General features: G+C 62.2%; 16 protein-coding genes and 1 pseudogene. 13 read left to right on the top strand and 4 right to left on the bottom strand.

The window, feature by feature from the left end; all coding sequences use genetic code 11:
* Positions 1–110: 110 nt before the first annotated feature.
* The gene (locus FN976_RS11075; protein ID WP_145893061.1) at positions 111–461 is read left to right on the top strand and encodes a hypothetical protein; all 351 of its coding nucleotides are present in this window, start codon (positions 111–113) and stop codon (positions 459–461) included.
* A 63-nt stretch (positions 462–524) separates the two neighbouring features.
* Complete coding sequence (locus FN976_RS11070; protein ID WP_145893060.1) at positions 525–1,154, top strand: hypothetical protein; 630 nt, start codon at positions 525–527, stop codon at positions 1,152–1,154.
* A gap of 76 nt (positions 1,155–1,230) precedes the next feature.
* Here FN976_RS11070 and FN976_RS11065 read toward each other — a convergent pair whose 3' ends face one another.
* Positions 1,231–1,983 carry a hypothetical protein gene (locus FN976_RS11065; protein ID WP_145893059.1) on the bottom strand — a complete coding sequence of 251 codons (753 nt, stop codon included), beginning with the start codon at positions 1,981–1,983 and terminating at the stop codon, positions 1,231–1,233.
* A gap of 119 nt (positions 1,984–2,102) precedes the next feature.
* Here FN976_RS11065 and FN976_RS11060 point away from each other — a divergent pair, with 119 nt between their 5' ends.
* Positions 2,103–2,729, top strand: coding sequence for a hypothetical protein (locus FN976_RS11060; protein ID WP_145893058.1), 627 nt, complete (start codon positions 2,103–2,105; stop codon positions 2,727–2,729).
* Between the two features lie 136 nt (positions 2,730–2,865).
* Here the strand turns inward: FN976_RS11060 and FN976_RS11055 are convergent, their stop codons facing one another.
* Positions 2,866–3,456, bottom strand: coding sequence for an ATP-dependent DNA ligase (locus tag FN976_RS11055; RefSeq protein ID WP_222432800.1), 591 nt, complete (start codon positions 3,454–3,456; stop codon positions 2,866–2,868).
* 132 nt (positions 3,457–3,588) lie between these two features.
* Between FN976_RS11055 and FN976_RS11050 the strand changes: the two genes are divergently transcribed.
* The 5 genes and pseudogenes from FN976_RS11050 to FN976_RS11030 all read left to right on the top strand — a co-directional run bounded on the left by FN976_RS11050 (position 3,589) and on the right by FN976_RS11030 (position 11,157).
* Positions 3,589–4,335, top strand: a complete 747-nt coding sequence (locus FN976_RS11050; protein ID WP_186510832.1) for an SOS response-associated peptidase — start codon at positions 3,589–3,591, stop codon at positions 4,333–4,335.
* Between the two features lie 399 nt (positions 4,336–4,734).
* On the top strand, positions 4,735–6,282 hold the full coding sequence (locus tag FN976_RS11045; RefSeq protein WP_186510831.1) for a DUF4403 family protein: 1,548 nt from the start codon (positions 4,735–4,737) through the stop codon (positions 6,280–6,282).
* A gap of 467 nt (positions 6,283–6,749) precedes the next feature.
* A complete protein-coding gene (locus tag FN976_RS11040) occupies positions 6,750–9,908 on the top strand; it encodes a hypothetical protein (protein ID WP_222432799.1) in 3,159 nt (1,052 codons plus the stop codon).
* Between the two features lie 255 nt (positions 9,909–10,163).
* Positions 10,164–10,368, top strand: a pseudogene (locus tag FN976_RS11035) (transposase); the annotation flags it as partial.
* Between the two features lie 264 nt (positions 10,369–10,632).
* Positions 10,633–11,157 (top strand): hypothetical protein, encoded by a 525-nt coding sequence (locus tag FN976_RS11030; RefSeq protein ID WP_145893054.1) that lies wholly within the window; start codon positions 10,633–10,635, stop codon positions 11,155–11,157.
* Here the strand turns inward: FN976_RS11030 and FN976_RS11025 are convergent.
* Both FN976_RS11025 and FN976_RS11020 read right to left on the bottom strand, forming a co-directional pair.
* Positions 11,154–11,582, bottom strand: coding sequence for a helix-turn-helix domain-containing protein (locus tag FN976_RS11025; RefSeq protein WP_145893053.1), 429 nt, complete (start codon positions 11,580–11,582; stop codon positions 11,154–11,156). The two genes, FN976_RS11030 and FN976_RS11025, sit on opposite strands and share 4 nt — an antisense overlap.
* 42 nt (positions 11,583–11,624) lie before the next feature.
* A complete protein-coding gene (locus FN976_RS11020; RefSeq protein WP_145893052.1) occupies positions 11,625–12,407 on the bottom strand; it encodes an endonuclease NucS domain-containing protein in 783 nt (260 codons plus the stop codon).
* A 157-nt stretch (positions 12,408–12,564) separates the two neighbouring features.
* On the opposite strand from FN976_RS11020, the gene FN976_RS11015 reads away from it, so the two are divergent.
* The 5 genes from FN976_RS11015 (at position 12,565) to FN976_RS10995 (ending at position 16,589) form a co-directional block, all read left to right on the top strand.
* Entirely contained in the window at positions 12,565–13,191 is a 627-nt protein-coding gene (locus tag FN976_RS11015; protein ID WP_145893051.1) for a lytic transglycosylase domain-containing protein, read from the top strand.
* Positions 13,188–13,601, top strand: coding sequence for a hypothetical protein (locus FN976_RS11010; protein ID WP_145893050.1), 414 nt, complete (start codon positions 13,188–13,190; stop codon positions 13,599–13,601). The genes FN976_RS11015 and FN976_RS11010 overlap by 4 nt, the downstream gene beginning before the upstream one ends.
* 118 nt (positions 13,602–13,719) lie before the next feature.
* On the top strand, positions 13,720–14,463 hold the full coding sequence (locus tag FN976_RS11005; protein ID WP_145893049.1) for a VirB8 family type IV secretion system protein: 744 nt from the start codon (positions 13,720–13,722) through the stop codon (positions 14,461–14,463).
* 62 nt (positions 14,464–14,525) lie between these two features.
* Positions 14,526–15,311, top strand: a complete 786-nt coding sequence (locus FN976_RS11000; protein WP_145893048.1) for a TrbG/VirB9 family P-type conjugative transfer protein — start codon at positions 14,526–14,528, stop codon at positions 15,309–15,311.
* A 3-nt stretch (positions 15,312–15,314) separates the two neighbouring features.
* Positions 15,315–16,589 carry a TraB/TrbI/VirB10 family type IV secretion system protein gene (locus FN976_RS10995; RefSeq protein ID WP_145893047.1) on the top strand — a complete coding sequence of 425 codons (1,275 nt, stop codon included), beginning with the start codon at positions 15,315–15,317 and terminating at the stop codon, positions 16,587–16,589.
* The last annotated feature ends 37 nt before the right edge of the window (positions 16,590–16,626 follow it).

Genomic DNA, 16,626 nt, shown 5'->3' with positions numbered 1-16,626 from the left:
TTTGGCCCCTCAGGTTCGGACGCCCAAGGGTTTCCCCGGGCCGGTTTTGTAATTTGTGTAATGCTACTCCGCCAGAATGGAAGTCACGTCGGCCCAACTTCGGAGAATCCATGATCAAACGGCTATCCCTGTGCTGCCTCGTTCTGCTTGCCACAAGCGGACACGCTCAAGAGGTGCTGATCACCCCGAGTTTTGTTGTCACCATCATCGGGTGCGGGGAAGGTGTCATTTCCTGTGTCGATGCCAAATATGTAGGGGTGAGCCGAAAGACGGGCAGCGCATTGACCCTCACAGGAAAGACCTTACACACCATGGCGGCCGACGGAGTGACGCCCAACAGATTTCTTGGCTATGAGTTCCGCAACAGCGGCACCGTCTACCGCGTGATGCAGGAGGGGCACCTTGAGGTGAAACAAGGACAGAAAGTCCTGGTCAGTGAACAGGGTAAGTGGGCGCCCTGATTCGCCGGGCCTCTGCGAACACGCCGGCAAGCGCACCTCCGGAACCACCCTAAGGGCTGTCATATGCCGCAGGCCGCTGTCTCCGACCTTCTGATTGCCGAACACCTCGGCTCCATCGATGAAGTCAAGGTCTCGGCTTACAACCGCCGACCGAAGACTCGGGCTGAGTTCAAACTCCACCCCGAGATGGGACCGAGTGCTTACGAAGGCAACATCGATGATGCGGCTGTTGTTCTGTTGCTGTCGAATCCTGGATTCGACAAGACTTCATCTTCGGAAGATCACGGCTTCAAACGCAACGGGTGGCCCCTAAGCGGCCTGCATCCTGAAGCTCCCGCCGGCCTCAACAAGTGGTGGTCTGACCGTCTGAGATGGCTCATTGAGGAGTTCGGGGTCGAGCGAATCTCAAATAGCATTGCCTGCCTTCAGCTCACTCCTTGGGCGAGCGAGAAATTTGACAGCTCATTGCGCCTGCCAAGCCGTGCCTTGCTCCTAGAGGCAGCTAGCCTGTGCGCGGCTCGGGGGGCTGTAATGGTCGTCATGCGTTCCGAACGACTGTGGCTTGAAGCGCAATCCTTAGCGTCCAGCCCCCTCCGCTTCAGGGTGAGGAACCGGCGCGCCTCCTACGTTTCGCCGGGGAATCTGGCACCCGACGCATGGGCGGCCCTCACTGCCGCCATCCGCGCCGCCTAGATTGCCAGCCGACTCGATCATCTTTGGTGCGGTTCGACGTCCCTGTGGCCCACGGAGGAGGTTGCCGTGCCCGCCCTCATCGACGGAACCCCTTTGCTCCCACCACCCGCAGAGTGTGAAACTCTGGATTGAGTGGCCCCGTCTCCGCCGCGAACGGCGAAGACATTGCGCGAGGCTGCGCGGCTGCTGCCACCTCGAAGAATCGGGGAGCGGCAGCGTTGAAGGGATTCTTCTCTTCCTGGGGGACGGCTTCCACTGTGATGTGTGTGATGACGGTGTCCGGCGTCTGATTGAAATACTTGCCCGCCAAGTAGCCGTCCCGCAGCGAAGCAGACAGCAGTACGTTCGGCAGTTCGGCCATTGTCAATTCACGGTGCTGCGTCGTGCTGGTGTTCGTCGCGGGGTTCCACATGTATGGCAACGCCCCAAGCACGGCCCCGAGTATCCCTAGGGCAAGGCCGATGGCACTGAGCCATGCGGCCACGCGGACCACTGTTTGAGGGTGATCGACGCAAGCCTGAAACCGCCCCCACCATCCTCCGCTGGATTTGATGGCTATTGGCACATCTTCCTTGGTCGGCAGGTCCCCGAGAAGTGCGCGGTGCCATCCTCCAATGACCAAGGAGTTGGCTGGGTCGGTGATCTTCGCCCGACCAGGTTGGTTGTATGCGTTTAGAAAGTTCTCCTCGAACTTCAACGCCTCCACGTGGATGGATTTCTTGTTGCTGGTGTTGGTGATCTTCACTACCTCGCGCGATGCCATGCCGGGACGTGTCAGCCACACGACACCCTGATGAACATCTTCGCGAAGCACGGGAAAAACTCTCATCGTTCGTGCTCCTCATTTGCTTGCATTGTTCATGTTTTCGCGAAATCTGGCACCGGCAAAATTGCCCGCGCTGTGGTGCGTCGGTGTATACAATTTCGCTCACATCACCGAGGATCACCATGCGGCGTCTGGCGGCCATTGTCTTGTTGACCTGTTTTGCGATGGCGTCTTGGGCGGAGATGGTCCCAGGTGACAGAGTTGGCAACGACCTTGAGAAAGAAAAGTTGTGCTTGTCACGGGCCAAGGGCAAGGCTGCTGCCTTCGAGATCGATTCGAAATACGTTGCTGCAGCTAGAGCCAGGCATCCGGATGTGACCTTCGTCGCCATTGATGGCATGAGCCCGCAGTTGGTCGAGTGCTATTTGCGAGAGGGCACAGGCCGATACGAGCCGGCCTCGTCCAGTCCCGCGCAGGCCTTTTGGCGACTGCAAAATTCGCCTAAGTCGTCAGCTATCAACACACCCAAGGGCAACGCCGACGCTGCCAAGGTTTGCTTGACTGCCGCACCGGTGAAGATCAATCGCGAGGGCTTCGACCATGCCGTATACAGCAGCGTGGTGGAGATCGCGTCGGGGAGTCCGAAATACCGCCCGGGGCTCGTCATTGGGGGACGGAAGGCCGAACTGTACGACATCGCAGTCGGTGGTGCTGCTTTTTACAAAGCGACGGGCCCCGACTTGAAGGCCGTGAATTTCACATGCCTGCTCTCTCCCTCGCTTGACGTTCTCGCGATTCAACTGAACTGATAGTGCGTCCAACAAGCACGCGGCAGTATTGAGCGCGAGAGCTCCTGTGACCGCACGACGCTCAGATTGTGGTTGACGGGCCGGAGGCGGCGACTGGGGCAGGCCCCGTGCTGTTGCAGTGGTTGACCCGTGGTGGTCAGCTCTTCCAGTTTCTGCCCTCGTTCCAGCCCTTGCGCTTGATCTTCAACCAATCGCGCGACTTGATGCCGGGGAGGTACAGGCTGTTCAACTTTTTCGCGACGAAACCTTCCAGCTTGAAGCCTTCAACGAGCGTGGCGAAATGCTGGACGTTGGCAGGAAGGTAGGTGACGACCAGGACGCCCGGCACGTCGACGAGCAGTTTCGACAGGAGCTCTTTGCGCTTTGTGTACGGCAAGCCCATGACGTCGCGCCCTTTGTGGATGAGGATGTCGAAGGCGCAAAAGACGACGAGGTCATCGCCGGGCGCGTAGCCGCGGCGCGCCGCCCGCCGGTGTGTCTTGTTGAAATCCGACTGGCCGTCGACCAGGACCGCAGCCTCACCGTCCACGACGTGAGGCCCACCTGGGACCTTCTGGAGCGCGCCGACGATCTCTGGCCACCAGTGACTACAGGTCACACCGTTCTTGGTCCGCAGCTCGACCTCACCCTTGACGATACCTGCCATGGTTCGATACCCGTCGTACTTGATCTCCACCGCCCAGTTCGCTTCGTCCGTGAAAGGACGGCCGCCGTCGGTTGCGTGCATCGGAGCAGGGATCGTGATCGGGAACGGCGTTTTGGGCTTCACGGCGGCCGGGGCTGGTGGGTCCATCGCCATTGTGAAGCGAGACGAGCCGCGTCGGTGTAGCTCGGAGTGCTGCTGAGTAAGATGCTGGCCATGTGCGCGAACTACATCCCGGTCACCGCGGGCGATCGCATGCTGACATGGTTTGGCATCGAACGCGACTTCAAGACGGAGCTTCCTCCGGAAGCTTGGCCGACAGGGGTCGCGCCTTTCATTCGCCTGAACGAGAAGGGCAAGCTCGAAGCGTTCAAGGGCCACTTCGGGCTCCTACCCCATTGGTGCAAGGAAGTGGCCTATGGCCGCCGAACGTACAACGCACGCAGCGAGACAGTCCACAGCCTGCCCAGCTTTCGCGATGCGTGGCGCAGGGGCCAGCGATGCATCGTCCCGTCCGAGGTGATCTTCGAGCCGAACTACGAAAGCGGCGTGCCCGTCCGGTGGGAGATCAAGCAGGAATCGGGCGCGCCCATGGGCATCGCAGGCGTCTACAGCAAGTCGCGTGATGCGGAGGGCAATACGCGAGAGAGCTTCGCGCTAGTCACGGTGAACGCGGACGATCACCCGCTGATGAAGCGATTCCACAAGCCAGGTGACGAGAAGCGGATGGTGGTCGTGCTCGCCCCGGCAGACTACGACGCTTGGCTGACATGCGCGGTGGAAGAAGCGCCGAGGTACTTCCGGCAGTGGATGGGACCGCTTGCTGCGGCGCCGAGGCCGCTGCCACCGCGCGCAAGCAAGGGAAAAGTCGCGGTCCCGCGGCCCGACATCGACGGTGTGCCCGCGTCGCCTCTCGAGCCGCCTGGTAAGGACGTCAAGCCGCAGTCCGGCGATCTCTTCTAGAGGTGGGCCACGGTGCCGGAATGAGAACTGCGGGCCATCAGTTCAGCCCTCGTCGAGCCGAACCCTGCCCCAAAATCGCGAGACAAACGTCACCGGTCGGTCATCAATCGTCGTGGTGAACGCTTTAAGCGTGCGGGCACTGTCGATTTCGATATACCGGCGGACAACGCAGAAGTGACAAGGCTCCTCAAATTGGACACCCGGCCCCTACCCGCCCATAATCGAAATTGGAGGCCGTGAGGGGGACCTATGACTACGCGACTTTGGAGCAGGTTGCAGTACATGGTTTGGGCTACCGCAATGGCGTTGGCCGTATCTGGTTGCGGCACGGTGAAATTCGCAGCTCCGCAGCCACCCGCAGGCATGGCTCCACCTGCGCCGCCGCCACCCGTGTCTGTGGTGCAAGTCAGCATCAATGTTGCGGCGCCCTTGCTGGAAAAGGCACTGAACGAGGCCCTCCCCTCGTCGATGGGCGAGCAGGAATACAACTTCTCCGTCGATGGCGGCGCGGACCAGAAGGGCGGGATCAGTCTTGGCTATAACGTGACGCGCGACAAGGCGACAGTCACGCCGAAGGGAACTCGCGTCGCGATCGACACGCGCCTCTCCTATTGGATCGGAGCGCGCGGAAGAGAATGGGTCACCCCACCGGCCATACCGTGCCCGGTCGTCGACGGGCACATTTGCACGCCCTTCTTTCCTGTCTGCTTGCCTCGCCTACGCATCAGCGCATGTCAATTGCCTCCGATCCACACGCCTCTTGTCTATGGCAGCTGCGGCAAGAACGGCGAGTCGCTACGACGGATCGACATGACCCTGTCGACTGGCTTGGCGCTCACGCCCGAGTGGTCAGTTTCTCTCACTCCGACCATCGACCGGCTCGACCCGCTGGACCGCTGCCAAGTGGTGATTCCCTTTGTGGAAAAGTTCAATGCGACCGGCAGGGTGCGCGACGCCTTCAAGGATGCTCTCACCAAAGAATTCGGCAGCATCAACGCGAAAGTATCTGAGGAACTACTTATTGAGGCCCGCGTCCGGCAGGCTTGGAAGGACGCCTCGATGCCAATTCAGCTTGGGGAATCCCAATGGCTGACGATTAATCCCACGCGCGTAGCATCGTCAACGCCGACATTCACGGATCGCGGCATGGATGTGTCGCTCACCTTGGAAGCACTGCCCATGGTGACCCTGGGCAGCGAACCGAAGGCCGCGACGTCGACGCTCCCGAAGCTGGAGGCCGCGCTTCCCGGGAACATGTTCTACGTTCCACTACCGGTCTTCGCGGACCATGCCTACATCGACACACAGGTGCAGGGTCAAATCGGTGACGGATTGACGGTGCCCCTTGGGGACGGCAATTCCATCCGCGTCACTTCGGTCACGGTGTCGTCGGTGGACACCCGTGCCGTGGTGAGTGTGAAGATCCGCGGGAGGTACAGCTTGCTGCGAGACTTCGAGCTGACCGGTTTTCTCGTTGGTACACCGCACGTCGACGCCGTGCAGCAGACGGTAACGATGCCCGACTTGGACTTCACCATCGAAACGCACAATCTGCTCGTCAAGCTGGCGAACCTGTTCGCACACGACACGATTCGCGATGAACTGCGGCGTCGACTGGTCGTCGACGTCGCGCCGCTGTCCGAGAAGGCACGTGGCAACCTGCGTGAGGGGCTGAACAGACAGGCCGGCGTCGTGCGCCTTACTGGAACCGTGAACGACTTGCGCCTCATCGGATTAACAGTCGTCCATCCGTCCCGGCAGATCCGGGCCGACATCATCGCCCAGGGATCACTCGCCGCATCGGTACAGGAGATTTCTCCGGAAAAAAGGGCAGAGCCGTCGCCCGCGGCCGAATCCCAGGATGCGCGCAACGCGAGGTTGTGTGCGAGCGGCGTCCTTCGGGCTACATCCGTGGCCTGCAGGCGTCCTCCGCAGGAATTTCCTTAGCCTGCACCAGTCGTCGGGACCGGCGCTCAGTTCGGTGGGCGGGCTGCTTCGCTAAGGGACTGGAGCTCCGATCGCCCAGGACCAAGCATCGGGAGCCCCTTTTGATGCTGCAGCAGTAGAAGCCTTCGGCGGCGATCGCGAGAAACCGCATGTCCGAGTGCTGTGTCGCATCCTGGAGGCCGCCACTGCCGCGTCGCCCAATCACACTTGCGCGAGTGCAGGATCGGCAGGAACTCTCCGATCCAATAGGCGCCGCGTGAATCGGGCCCGAAAGACAGGACAAGTCGCTCGGCACCCCATGCGACCTCGCCCAGTAAGGCCACATGGTCATAGAACCCGCGTCCAACACGCAGGACCGTTCCTGGCGGCACCGGGTAGAGGTTGGAAAGGGGTGCGATGCGGCCCATAATGCCCCTTGGCGTCTGATTAGCAGCCTCGCACGCCCATCGTCGTCAAAGCGCGAGCACATGGACCCAGAAGAACCACAGCCTGGCGTTTCGCCCACGCAGTTCATGCGCCAACTGCGGCCGGAGTACTACTCCGACACCACGTCCAGGGCGCACTATGAATTGACAGGCGACGAGCTCGAGTATCGGCTGTCGACCATCACGGCGCGCAATGAGCACCACGCGTTCGAAGTGTTTTGCAGGAAGCTGTGCGAGCGAGCCGTCTGCCCCAACCTGCGGCCTGCAACCGGTCCCGAGGGCGGAGGGGATGGGAAGGCAGATTCCGAGACGTTCCCTGTGGCCGAGGAAATCTCCACCTTGTGGTACGTCGGATCCCCTCAGGCGGGTCAGCAGCGGTGGGCCTTCGCGTTCAGCGCGAAGGAGGGATGGCGCCAGAAGGTGCGTGACGACGTGATCGCTTTGGTGGGAACCAAGCGGCCGTACGTGCAGATCATCTGCGTGACCTCGCAGTTCGCTCGCTCCAAGGACCGTGCGGAAGTGCAGGACGAGATGCGCGAGGCCCATAAGGTGGAAGTGACCATCCATGACCGTGCCTGGATCGTCGAGCAGATCATCGAGAACGACTGGCGCGACCTGGCGGTCAATTACCTGGGCGCGGGGCGGGTGTCCAAGGCAGCGCGTTTGGGGCCGACGGACTACGTGCGCGAGCAGCAACTGGAGGAGATCGAAAACCTGATCGCGGATCCTGATCACTTTGCCGGCAGAAAGATGCAGCTGGCGACGGAGGCATTGGTCGCCGCCAAGATGTCCCGCGGCCTGGAGCGGCCTCGCGTGGAGACTGACGGGCGTTTTGCCCGCGCCATTCGACTCGCCAATTCGCACGGTACGCATCGGCAGCACTTGGAGGCTCTCTACGAGTCCATCTGGACCGCCTTCTGGTGGTACGACGACTTCGACCTCGTGATCGACCAGTACACGGAACTGGAACGCTTGGGCATCGACTCGCCCTACGCCCTGAATCTCGAATTCCTCGCCAATATCGCGCAGCTGTTCTTCAACATGGTGATCCATGGCCTTCGGAATGCCGAACAGATCCAGCTGGACGACCGCATCCCGCGCCTGTTCGGACGCCTCGAGGCTGTTGCCGCCAATGGAGCGCTGCCGAACAACGCTTTGGAAGCCAGGGTCTCCCTGCTGATGCTGCAGGGCGCCCAAGCCAAGATGCAGGGCGATGACGAGGCCTTCGAGGCCTTGTGGCCCAAGTTCTCCGAGGTGATCGATCAAGCGCGAGGCCTCGGGGAATTCTCCGGCGGCAGGTTGTCAGAGCTGATCAGCGTGATGGGAGCGGTTGCCGGAGGTGACGCTGGCTATTCCGCCTTGGTCGACAAGACTGCTGCCTTTGTTGCTGAGCGCACGGGGGAAGCCAATGGCGCAGTGATGTTGCTCAAGCGGTCGCGCCAACTAGACGAACCGATGGAGATCATTCGCATTCTCGGGCGCGCGGCACGCCAGCTGACCAAGAAGGAATATCGGCAGGAGCAGCGCGAGGCCCTGATGCGTCTGGCACAGGCCTATCAAGAAATTGGGCTGATCTGGGCCGCGCGAGCCAACGTCCTCGTCGCGATCGCAACCATGTTCATTGAGGCCGAGGAGGATGCCGAGCCACCTACTGCCCAAGTAGTCCCTGCTCTCTTGTATCTCGTCGCAATTGACTTGGAGTTGCGCTACTTCCCAGAAGCGCTGGAAGTGATGATCCTGGCGCGCGGCGCGGCGCAGCTTCTCGACAACGAGTCCAAGCCGCGGTTTGTCCAGGAGCTGGATCGCCTGGATCATGTCCTGGCTTGCCAGTTCACATGCCTGCAGCGGGCGAATCTACAAGCAATGGCCCGACTTCCCGATGTCGTAGCCCAGCTCGAGATGCCGACGAGTCGGTACGCCCTTCTCTACGTGTTGGGCTACGAAGAGCTCCTGCTTGAGGAAGGGTGGGCACCGAAGGACTACACCCCTGAGCGCATTGCACAGGTCTTCAGCTTGATGGCCGCCCAGCCCTGCGCGCCCGGCGAGGTGGATGTTCTGAACTGCCAAGGGGAGCAGCAAACCCTACTCACGCGTGTCCTCGGTATCCGGCTCGAAGTGCTGCACGGCGGCTCCGATTTGGAAGCGCAGGTGGCCGAATCCGTGGTGGGGACAGTCGAAGCGCTCTTCGCCACAGCGCTGCAGGCGAAGGTGTGTGCCCATACCGAAGCCTTTGCCGTCACCATCAGCCTCTCTTCGACAGTGGCGAATCCAGAATACGAACTCGACGAGTTTGCCTATGCCGCGAAGCTGCAGTGGCCCGCCGGTCTGGCTCTGACCGAAGTGAGCCGGCAGAAAGACATCCAGCCGAAGCTGCTCGGCCTGGCGTACACGATCCTGGCAGTGACGTGCCGCTCGGCCGGCAAGCTCACCGAGGCAATCGGCGAGCTGGAGAAGAACGAGTCGTTCTTGGACCGCTTCGCAATGATCGTGTTCTCGGCGAACAGCCGAGAGCGCATGCTCAAGTCGGGCGTGGCCCGCATCGAGCGTTTCGATCACCTGGTGACTCGCGACTACCCCCCGAAGGAACGTCGGCTCACCATCACCCCCGCGGAGCTTGGGCCGGACCCGGAATCGGCCGATGACGATGCAGCAATCAGTGACCATCGCGAGGTTCGCGTCCATTCAGTCATTGACGAGCATCGCTGGGCGAAAGCCCGGTGGCGCGGGGCGAGTCTTTCTCTGTTGGGACCGGGTGAGCCACCGATCCTGGGCCTGATCTTCGAAGACGAGGATGCCGCCCGGGGAATATTTCTGCGCTGGCAAGAGAGGTTCGGGACGGACCAAGGCAAAGACATCTACGTGGCCATCGTCCGCAACGTGGCGCCGACCGAGCCACACCACTACACCATCTTGGTCACCTCGAATCTCCCCGGGGATGGAAAGGCTGCGGGCGTTGTCAGTCGGATCATGCGGGTGCCAGCCAAGACTGCGGTGCATCTGGACGCCTTTGCGCAGGCCTACGAAGAGGCTCAGGAGTGCTTTCTGGCTCCCGTGGTGCTTCGTGATGGCCAACCCCATCTCTTGATGGATGTGGCCATTCTTAAACGCGGGCTGAGTATTAGGAACGCAGACGACGTGGGCGATCACGACGTTGAGTTCATGGCCGTCGGAGCCGATCGCAGGCGCGGGGCGACCTCCTAGGCTTTCTGACACGGAACAGTGCATGTCGACGAATCGAGCAGGGCAAATTGGCAACCAAGAAGCTTGAAGATGACCCCGGAGACAATCCGTCGCTGGACGGGGTGGTTCCACCAATGCGACGTATCCGTCTGGGCGGCTCTGTCGTTGGTTGTCGTCAAGCGTGTTGCGAACTCTTTGATCTTGGAGCCCGCATCACAGGAGGATCTCGAAGCAGACCTCGCATCTTCGCGAGTGACTTCCACGGTGCCAGTCGGCGACCCGGAGATGCACCAGACGAAGAAGGGAAACCAGTGTCACTTCGGCATGAAGGCGCAATCGGTGTGGATGCCGGCAGCGGCCTGGTGCAACGGTCACGACCACCGCTGCCAATGAGGCCGCTGTGGAGCAAGTGGCCGATTTGCTGCACGGCAAAGAGAAGCAAGTCTGGGCCGACTCGGGCTACCGAGGCGCGCAAACCCGCGCCTCGAAAACTCACTCAAAGAGGCTCCGGACTATAAAAATCATCAACCCCTGCAACGTTCGCGCGATCAGGTTGAGGGCGTTTGCGAGTTGATCAGACCGTCCCTAGAAGCGTGACTCTTCCGACAGACGGTTCGCGGAGCGCAAATCCCCACCCAATGGCACTAACGGCCGACGACACCCGTTCCGGCGCTTTCCAAGCGCCGTGCAGAGTGCCGCAGCTTGCGTAAGATGGACGGCCAACACCTGATCACGGAGACAGTCGATGGGCGAGCCGGTCACCAGGGACATTCGAGATCTCGTCCAGCTGGTATTGGATGAGGGAGCAGTCGTGTGTGATGAGCATGTCATCGACAACCTGTTGGCCATCATCGAGCATTCAGCTGCGCATCGGCGCACCTACGATGCGCTTTGCGAAAAGCACGGCGCGACGGTGACCAACCAGATGACTGCGAAGTGGACCAAGTCGATCCTCGGATGGGACACGGTGGCAGAGGTCGAGGCGCGGAAGAACACGCTGACCCAGTTCTACAGCATCCTCACGCCTTTGTCTCGGAAGCTGACCCTGGAGGAGCAGCGATCACGGGCCGGGAATGACGTCCTCGCGTTCTATCGACGTTACAAGGATTCGTTGGATCGAAACTTGGTCTTGCCGCTGCGCGACGAGCTCGAAAGCCAGGTGCTGGCCGGCATGCCGGTAGAAGAGGCCTATTTGAGCGTGATGCAGGAGCGCGGCATTGAGCTCTCGGCCCTGCGGTCGGCCCTAGGTTCGCAGCCTGGGACGCTCTAGCCCGCCACCCGCTCCTGCGCTTCGCGCTTACTGAGGCCGCGGATCGAAGCGAGGGAGCGCAGCTGCGCGGCACGGGGACGCACACTTCCTTGCTCCCACTTGTAAATTGACTGGCCACTCACGCCCACTAGGCTGCCGTATGCGGCCGCGGACAGGCCCAGCTTTGCGCGATGGGCGGCGAGCCTCGTGGCGCTGAAACGTGGGAGGGGCTGGTCCTCGTCTTCGGCATCGGCCGAGGGCCGAGCATCGTTCCCCTTCGCCAGGCGCTTCACTTCTCGACGAAGGGCCTCGATCTCGCGTTTGAGTGAGGCGATGCTCGCGCGATGGCGCGTGGACTGCTTGCGCAACCCGTCCGCATCGGCTTTGAGGACCTTGCGGGCGATGCGCTCCATCTCGGACTTGAACGTGGCAGCAATGTTGGTCATTTAGCGATTCTGCCGCACGCGCCGATAGCCGACCGAAAGTATCTATTTCGGGAGTGGTAGTGCCTCGACGCGCTGCACGGTGACGGACAGTTGGTACTCGTACAGCTCCACATCCGGAATGCTCGCACAGGCAAGGCGCAAGTCCTCGGTCATGTTCCTGCAGATGATAATGCCGCGCACGCGCTGTCCCGGCGCCGCGAGTTCGCGGCGAACATAGTTGACATAGCGAAGCAGCTGGCCGACCACGCGGTCGTAGCCTTTGGAAACTTTCAGTTCGATCACCACCAGGGCGCCGGTCTTGTCCACAGCCAGGAGGTCGATAAAGCGGCCGCCAGCATCGAACTCAATGCCTTTGAGGTTGTCTTCCTCGTACAGGCGGAGGCCCGGCTCCAGAATCTCCAGATTCCGGCTGAGGTACTGCTGGAGATCCTTCTCCCAAAGGAACTGGGAGGACCCGGGCCGCGCCTCTGCGTCCTCGGTTCCCTGTTCGGGCTCGGTGGCTTCCTGCTGAGCCACATCACCCGCGAATTTCTCCCGAATCGGCGCCGGGTCTTTGCCCGGCTCGTAGAGACGGAACTGCGACGGCCCGACCTTGAAGAAGAGGTCGTCGGCTTCGCTTGGCGAGTGGTGCAATCGGCTCTGGTCATTCGTCGCCGCCTGCACCAGGTGCGCCCGGATGCTCCCGGGCCTGAGCTTCGGATACTTGCCAGCGAACCAATCAATCGCACGGCCGGAAGTGAAAACCTCGCCCGGCTTCAAGCTCCAGGCGGCGATCATGTCGTTCAGCAGCAAGCGGGTTGGCTTGTCGTAGATCGTTCGCGCCACGTGGGATCCTCCTGCCAGCGAGCATAGCGCAGGGCGTCAACCAGCCCTGCTGGGCTGGGGATGGCAGGCCGACACCCCGTTCTACGGCCGCCCGACAAGCCGTTGAGCGGGTCCGCTTGCCATCGAGTCCCCGTGAAGATTCCGGGGCAAGGCAAGCATGAACATCCGCCCCTCCTACTTGTCCCCCAGCAGGCGCGCATGGGCGCTGGCCGCGTTGGCATGCGCCGGCGGGGCATGGGCGCAGCCGACCGACCTGTCTTCGGTGCCCGCCAACTTGGACGCGCACGCCCCGTGTGTGGCGGCCGCAGCGCGCTACCACGTGGTCAACCCCTGGATCCTGCGTGCCATCCTGAGCGTTGAAAGCGGCTTCAATCCGGCCGCATTCAACCGGAACGCGAACGGGTCGATCGACGTTGGCATGGCACAAATCAACTCCATCCACTTCGGCCGGCTTGCTGCACACAACGTCACGCCCGCGGACTTGATGGATGGTTGCAAGGCGACCTACGTGGCGGCTTGGCATCTTGCGCAGCAGCTGCGCGCGCACGGCAATACCTGGTACGGCATCGGCACCTACCACAGCGCCTCACCCTGCCACAACCAGCGGTACGCGGGCCTGATCTGGAATCGTCTGGTCGGATGGCGTGTGGTCCCGGGCCCCACATTGGCAGTCAAGTCCCAAGCGCAGTGCGGCTATGTCGCTCCCCGTGCTGCCGGTCGCCGCTCGGTCGCCGCCGGCGCCAGCACTACGTCCACCTCCGTCGCCTTCGACGCGCCGCAATGAACCCCACCGACCCGCCCACCTACACCAACGTTCTCGAGCAGGCAGTCCAACTCGGTGCAGGCGAGCGGCGCCGGCTGGCCAAGATTCTGGCGCGTGAAGGCGACGAATCCCAAACGCCTGAGTCCGCGGAAGACATCGCGGATTGGTTGGTCAGGATTGAGAGGGAAGAGCCTCGCGTCCGCCTTGCACTGATCGACGACGCGTTGGATCACGTCGAACCAGAGTCGGTGGACCAGGAAACCCTCCTGTCCGCACGCGGCGCTCTGCTTGACCGTCATCCGCCGTTGGCCGTGCGTCGCTCGGTCACTGACTTGGCCTCTGCCCATCCCGTCGCCACGTCAATGGGACTCGTCGGGCTCGTCCTTGCGTTGGTGGGAGTCGGGCGCTCGGTCATCGAGCGCCTCTTCTGAGGCGGGCCGGCGCAGGTCGCACAAAGACCTGATGACCGCGCTCAACGCACCGGTTCACGTGCGTTGAACAAGGGGGTCCTCATACATGCCGCTCCTACGATCACCTCAGAGGTAGCCGATGGGACTTTCAAAACTTTTCTCCCGCACACCACAGGCGCAACCTGAGCGCGTCGCACAAAGCGACTACCTCAAGAACGCGCCCAACACCCCGTACTCGCTCTATGACGATGCGGCGGGCAAGTTCGCCGAGATCTGGGGCTCGTCCAAGGTCAACGAGGCGCGGTTCTTCATGATCGCGCTGGCGGCCGTGGTGCTGGCGCTCGCGTGCGTCGGAACCGTCGCGAGTGTCATGCCGCTCAAGGAAATTCGCCCATGGTTCGTGGAAGTGAACCCGATCACGGGCGTGGTGAACAAACCGGTTGAGATCCAGCGGGTTGATCCGAATCTCGCGGTGGTCAAAGCGGAGCTCGCGCGCTGGGCGGAAGCCGTCTACGCGATCGATCCGATTCGCAGCCGCGACAGCCTGCGCTGGGCCAACTTGCGAACCGCGGAAAAGGCTGTGGGCCAGTTCGCGGAATTCCGAACCCGCGAGCGCATCTTCGAACGAATCCAGCGCGAGCCCGATCTGGTCCGCGAGGTTCGCGTCACCGCCGTGGACGTCTCCCAGCGCGGGACCGCATTCATCTTCCTTCAGACCGCCGAACGCGTCGGGCCGACCAGCCCGACGCCGGACAAGGTGAAGCGCTTCCGGGTCACCCTGAACTACAGCCTCGTCCCGGCCAAGCAGGAGCTGGATCTGCTGTCGAACCCGTTGGGCCTCTTCGTCACGTTCTTTGCCGATACGGAGGAGCGCGCACCGTGATATGCAACCGGAATTTCCGCGCGCGGCGCTTCCTCCGGCGAGGCCTTCTCGCTGCCGCTCTCGTGTTCGCGAGCATCGCCCCAGCGGGCGCGGAGCTAGTGGCGACACCCTTGCGGGGGGACTCGCGACTCGTCGAGTTCGCCTACGACGCTGACAACACATTCCTGTTGCTGGCCAAGCCACTTGCGGTGACTCATGTCCAGTTCGCGGCCGACGAGCAAATCCAGACCGTCGTCGCCGGTGACAACGCCAATTGGGAGCTGAGTCCTGCGAAGAACAGGAAGCACCTGTTCGTCAAGCCGAAGTACGACGGTCAGGAAACGTCGATGACGGTGATCACGGATCGCCGCAGCTACCAGTTCGTCTTACGCTCCACGGGCGACGGCAAGAAGTGGTATCAGCGTGTCAGCTGGGTCTATCCTAGCGAGCTCGTCGTCGACTACGAGGTGCGCGAACCGAGTTCTCCCCGAACGGAGTCCACACCGCAGCAGCAGGGGGCTCTCGGCGCGGGGGCACTGGGGTCCGTCAACGGTCTGCCGGGATTGCGGCCTGAGGCGCTGCGCTTCAACTACGAGGTTCACGGCGACGCACCGTTTCGCCCACTGGTTGTGTTCGATGACGGCCAGTTCACTTACATGAAGCTGCCGGCCAGCATTCAGGAGCTGCCTGCGCTCCTCGCGGTCACGGACGAGAAGGAATACGGTCTCGTGAACTTCGAGGTGAAAGGCGACTACCTGGTGGCCCATCGACTGCTGCCGGTTGCAGTTCTCAAGCTGGGGCGCGCCGAAGTCCGGGTGCAGCAGGTTGCGCCCAAGCGCAATTTCCTGGGCTTCACGGTTCAGAACTGACCCATGGCCATCTCCGACAAGCCAATCGTCGAGCCGGATGCGCCGAAGCCGGGAATTCCGCTGCGCCGCTCGACGCTCATCGCACTCGGCTTGGGCGCGCTCGTCGTAGCCTTGTTGGGCTCGCTTGCTCTGTCTCCGAGCCAAGCACCCCCGCAGCCGGGTACGCCAGGAAAAGGGCAGAGCGACGTGCGGCAAGTCGGCACGGCGCAGGCGCTCAAGGACGAAGAAGCGCAGGCGGCACGTACAGCAGCGCGCGCGGCGAGTGCGCCGGCGGCTCCTGCCTCAGCGGGCCAATTGCCTCCGATTCCCCAGGGTGTCCGCAGAGACGACAACACGGCCGCTCTGTACGACAAGCGGCTGCGCGGTGCAGCGGCGACCACACGGGCCGTGCCAACCGTTGGCGAGCGCGACGTGGAAATGGAGGCGACCGCGCGCATGGCGAAAGCCGTGGTCCAGGACTTCGACGACGCGAAGTCGCCCGAGGCTGGACGCGACGCAGTACCGGCCTTGCGCACCGTGGCGGCCCGAGCCGGCGAGGGAGCAGGCGGGAGCGAGCCGCCCAGTGCGTCCGTCAATCCGCAAGTCGAAGCGATCCGCAAGCAGATCATGCAGCAAGTTGGCGCGGCCGCACCGAAGGCCGAAGGGGCCTGGATCAAGGAGTACGAGCAGGACACGAGCGCAGCCCGGAGGAAGGTGATCCGGGGCTCGCATGGCCCGCAGGGCTTGGTGCTCCGGCAGGGAAAGATGATTCCGGCCGTCCTTGGGCGGGAGATCAATTCGGATTTGCCTGGGCGCGTCACGGCGCATGTGGCATCAAACGTCTATGACACGGATGGACGACTCCTCATCCCGATGGGTAGCGCGCTGATCGGTCGCTACGACTCCGGGGTCAAGGTGGGTCAGAGCAGGCTGCTGTTCGCTTTCGAACGCCTGATCCTTCCCAACGGCTATTCGTTCGATCTTCCCGCTGCGGGCGGAACTGATCTGGCTGGTACCTCCGGGATGACCGGCGACGTCAACAACCACTTTCTGAAGATGTTCGGGACGAGCTTCTTGATCGCCATCCTTGCTGATCACACGAAGCAGCCTCAGGGCGTGGTGCAAATCGGTGCGACGGGACCGGCAACGGCGGCAGGCCAGGTCCTGAATGACGTCAGCAAGTCGATCCTCGAGCGCAATCGCGTCATCCCTCCAACTATCACCATCCAGCAGGGCACTCGAATCAACGTCGAGGTCGTTGCGGACATGGTGTTTCCCGAGTCCTACCGGGTGAACTGACATGGCAACTACCCAACACCCTCACGGGGAATTTCAA

The sequence above is a fragment of the Caenimonas sedimenti genome, from assembly GCF_007833165.1.
Lineage (GTDB): Bacteria > Pseudomonadota > Gammaproteobacteria > Burkholderiales > Burkholderiaceae_C > Ramlibacter > Ramlibacter sedimenti.
The sequence above is the reverse complement of the archived record's forward strand: the minus strand, read 5'-3'. Positions and strand labels throughout refer to the sequence as shown.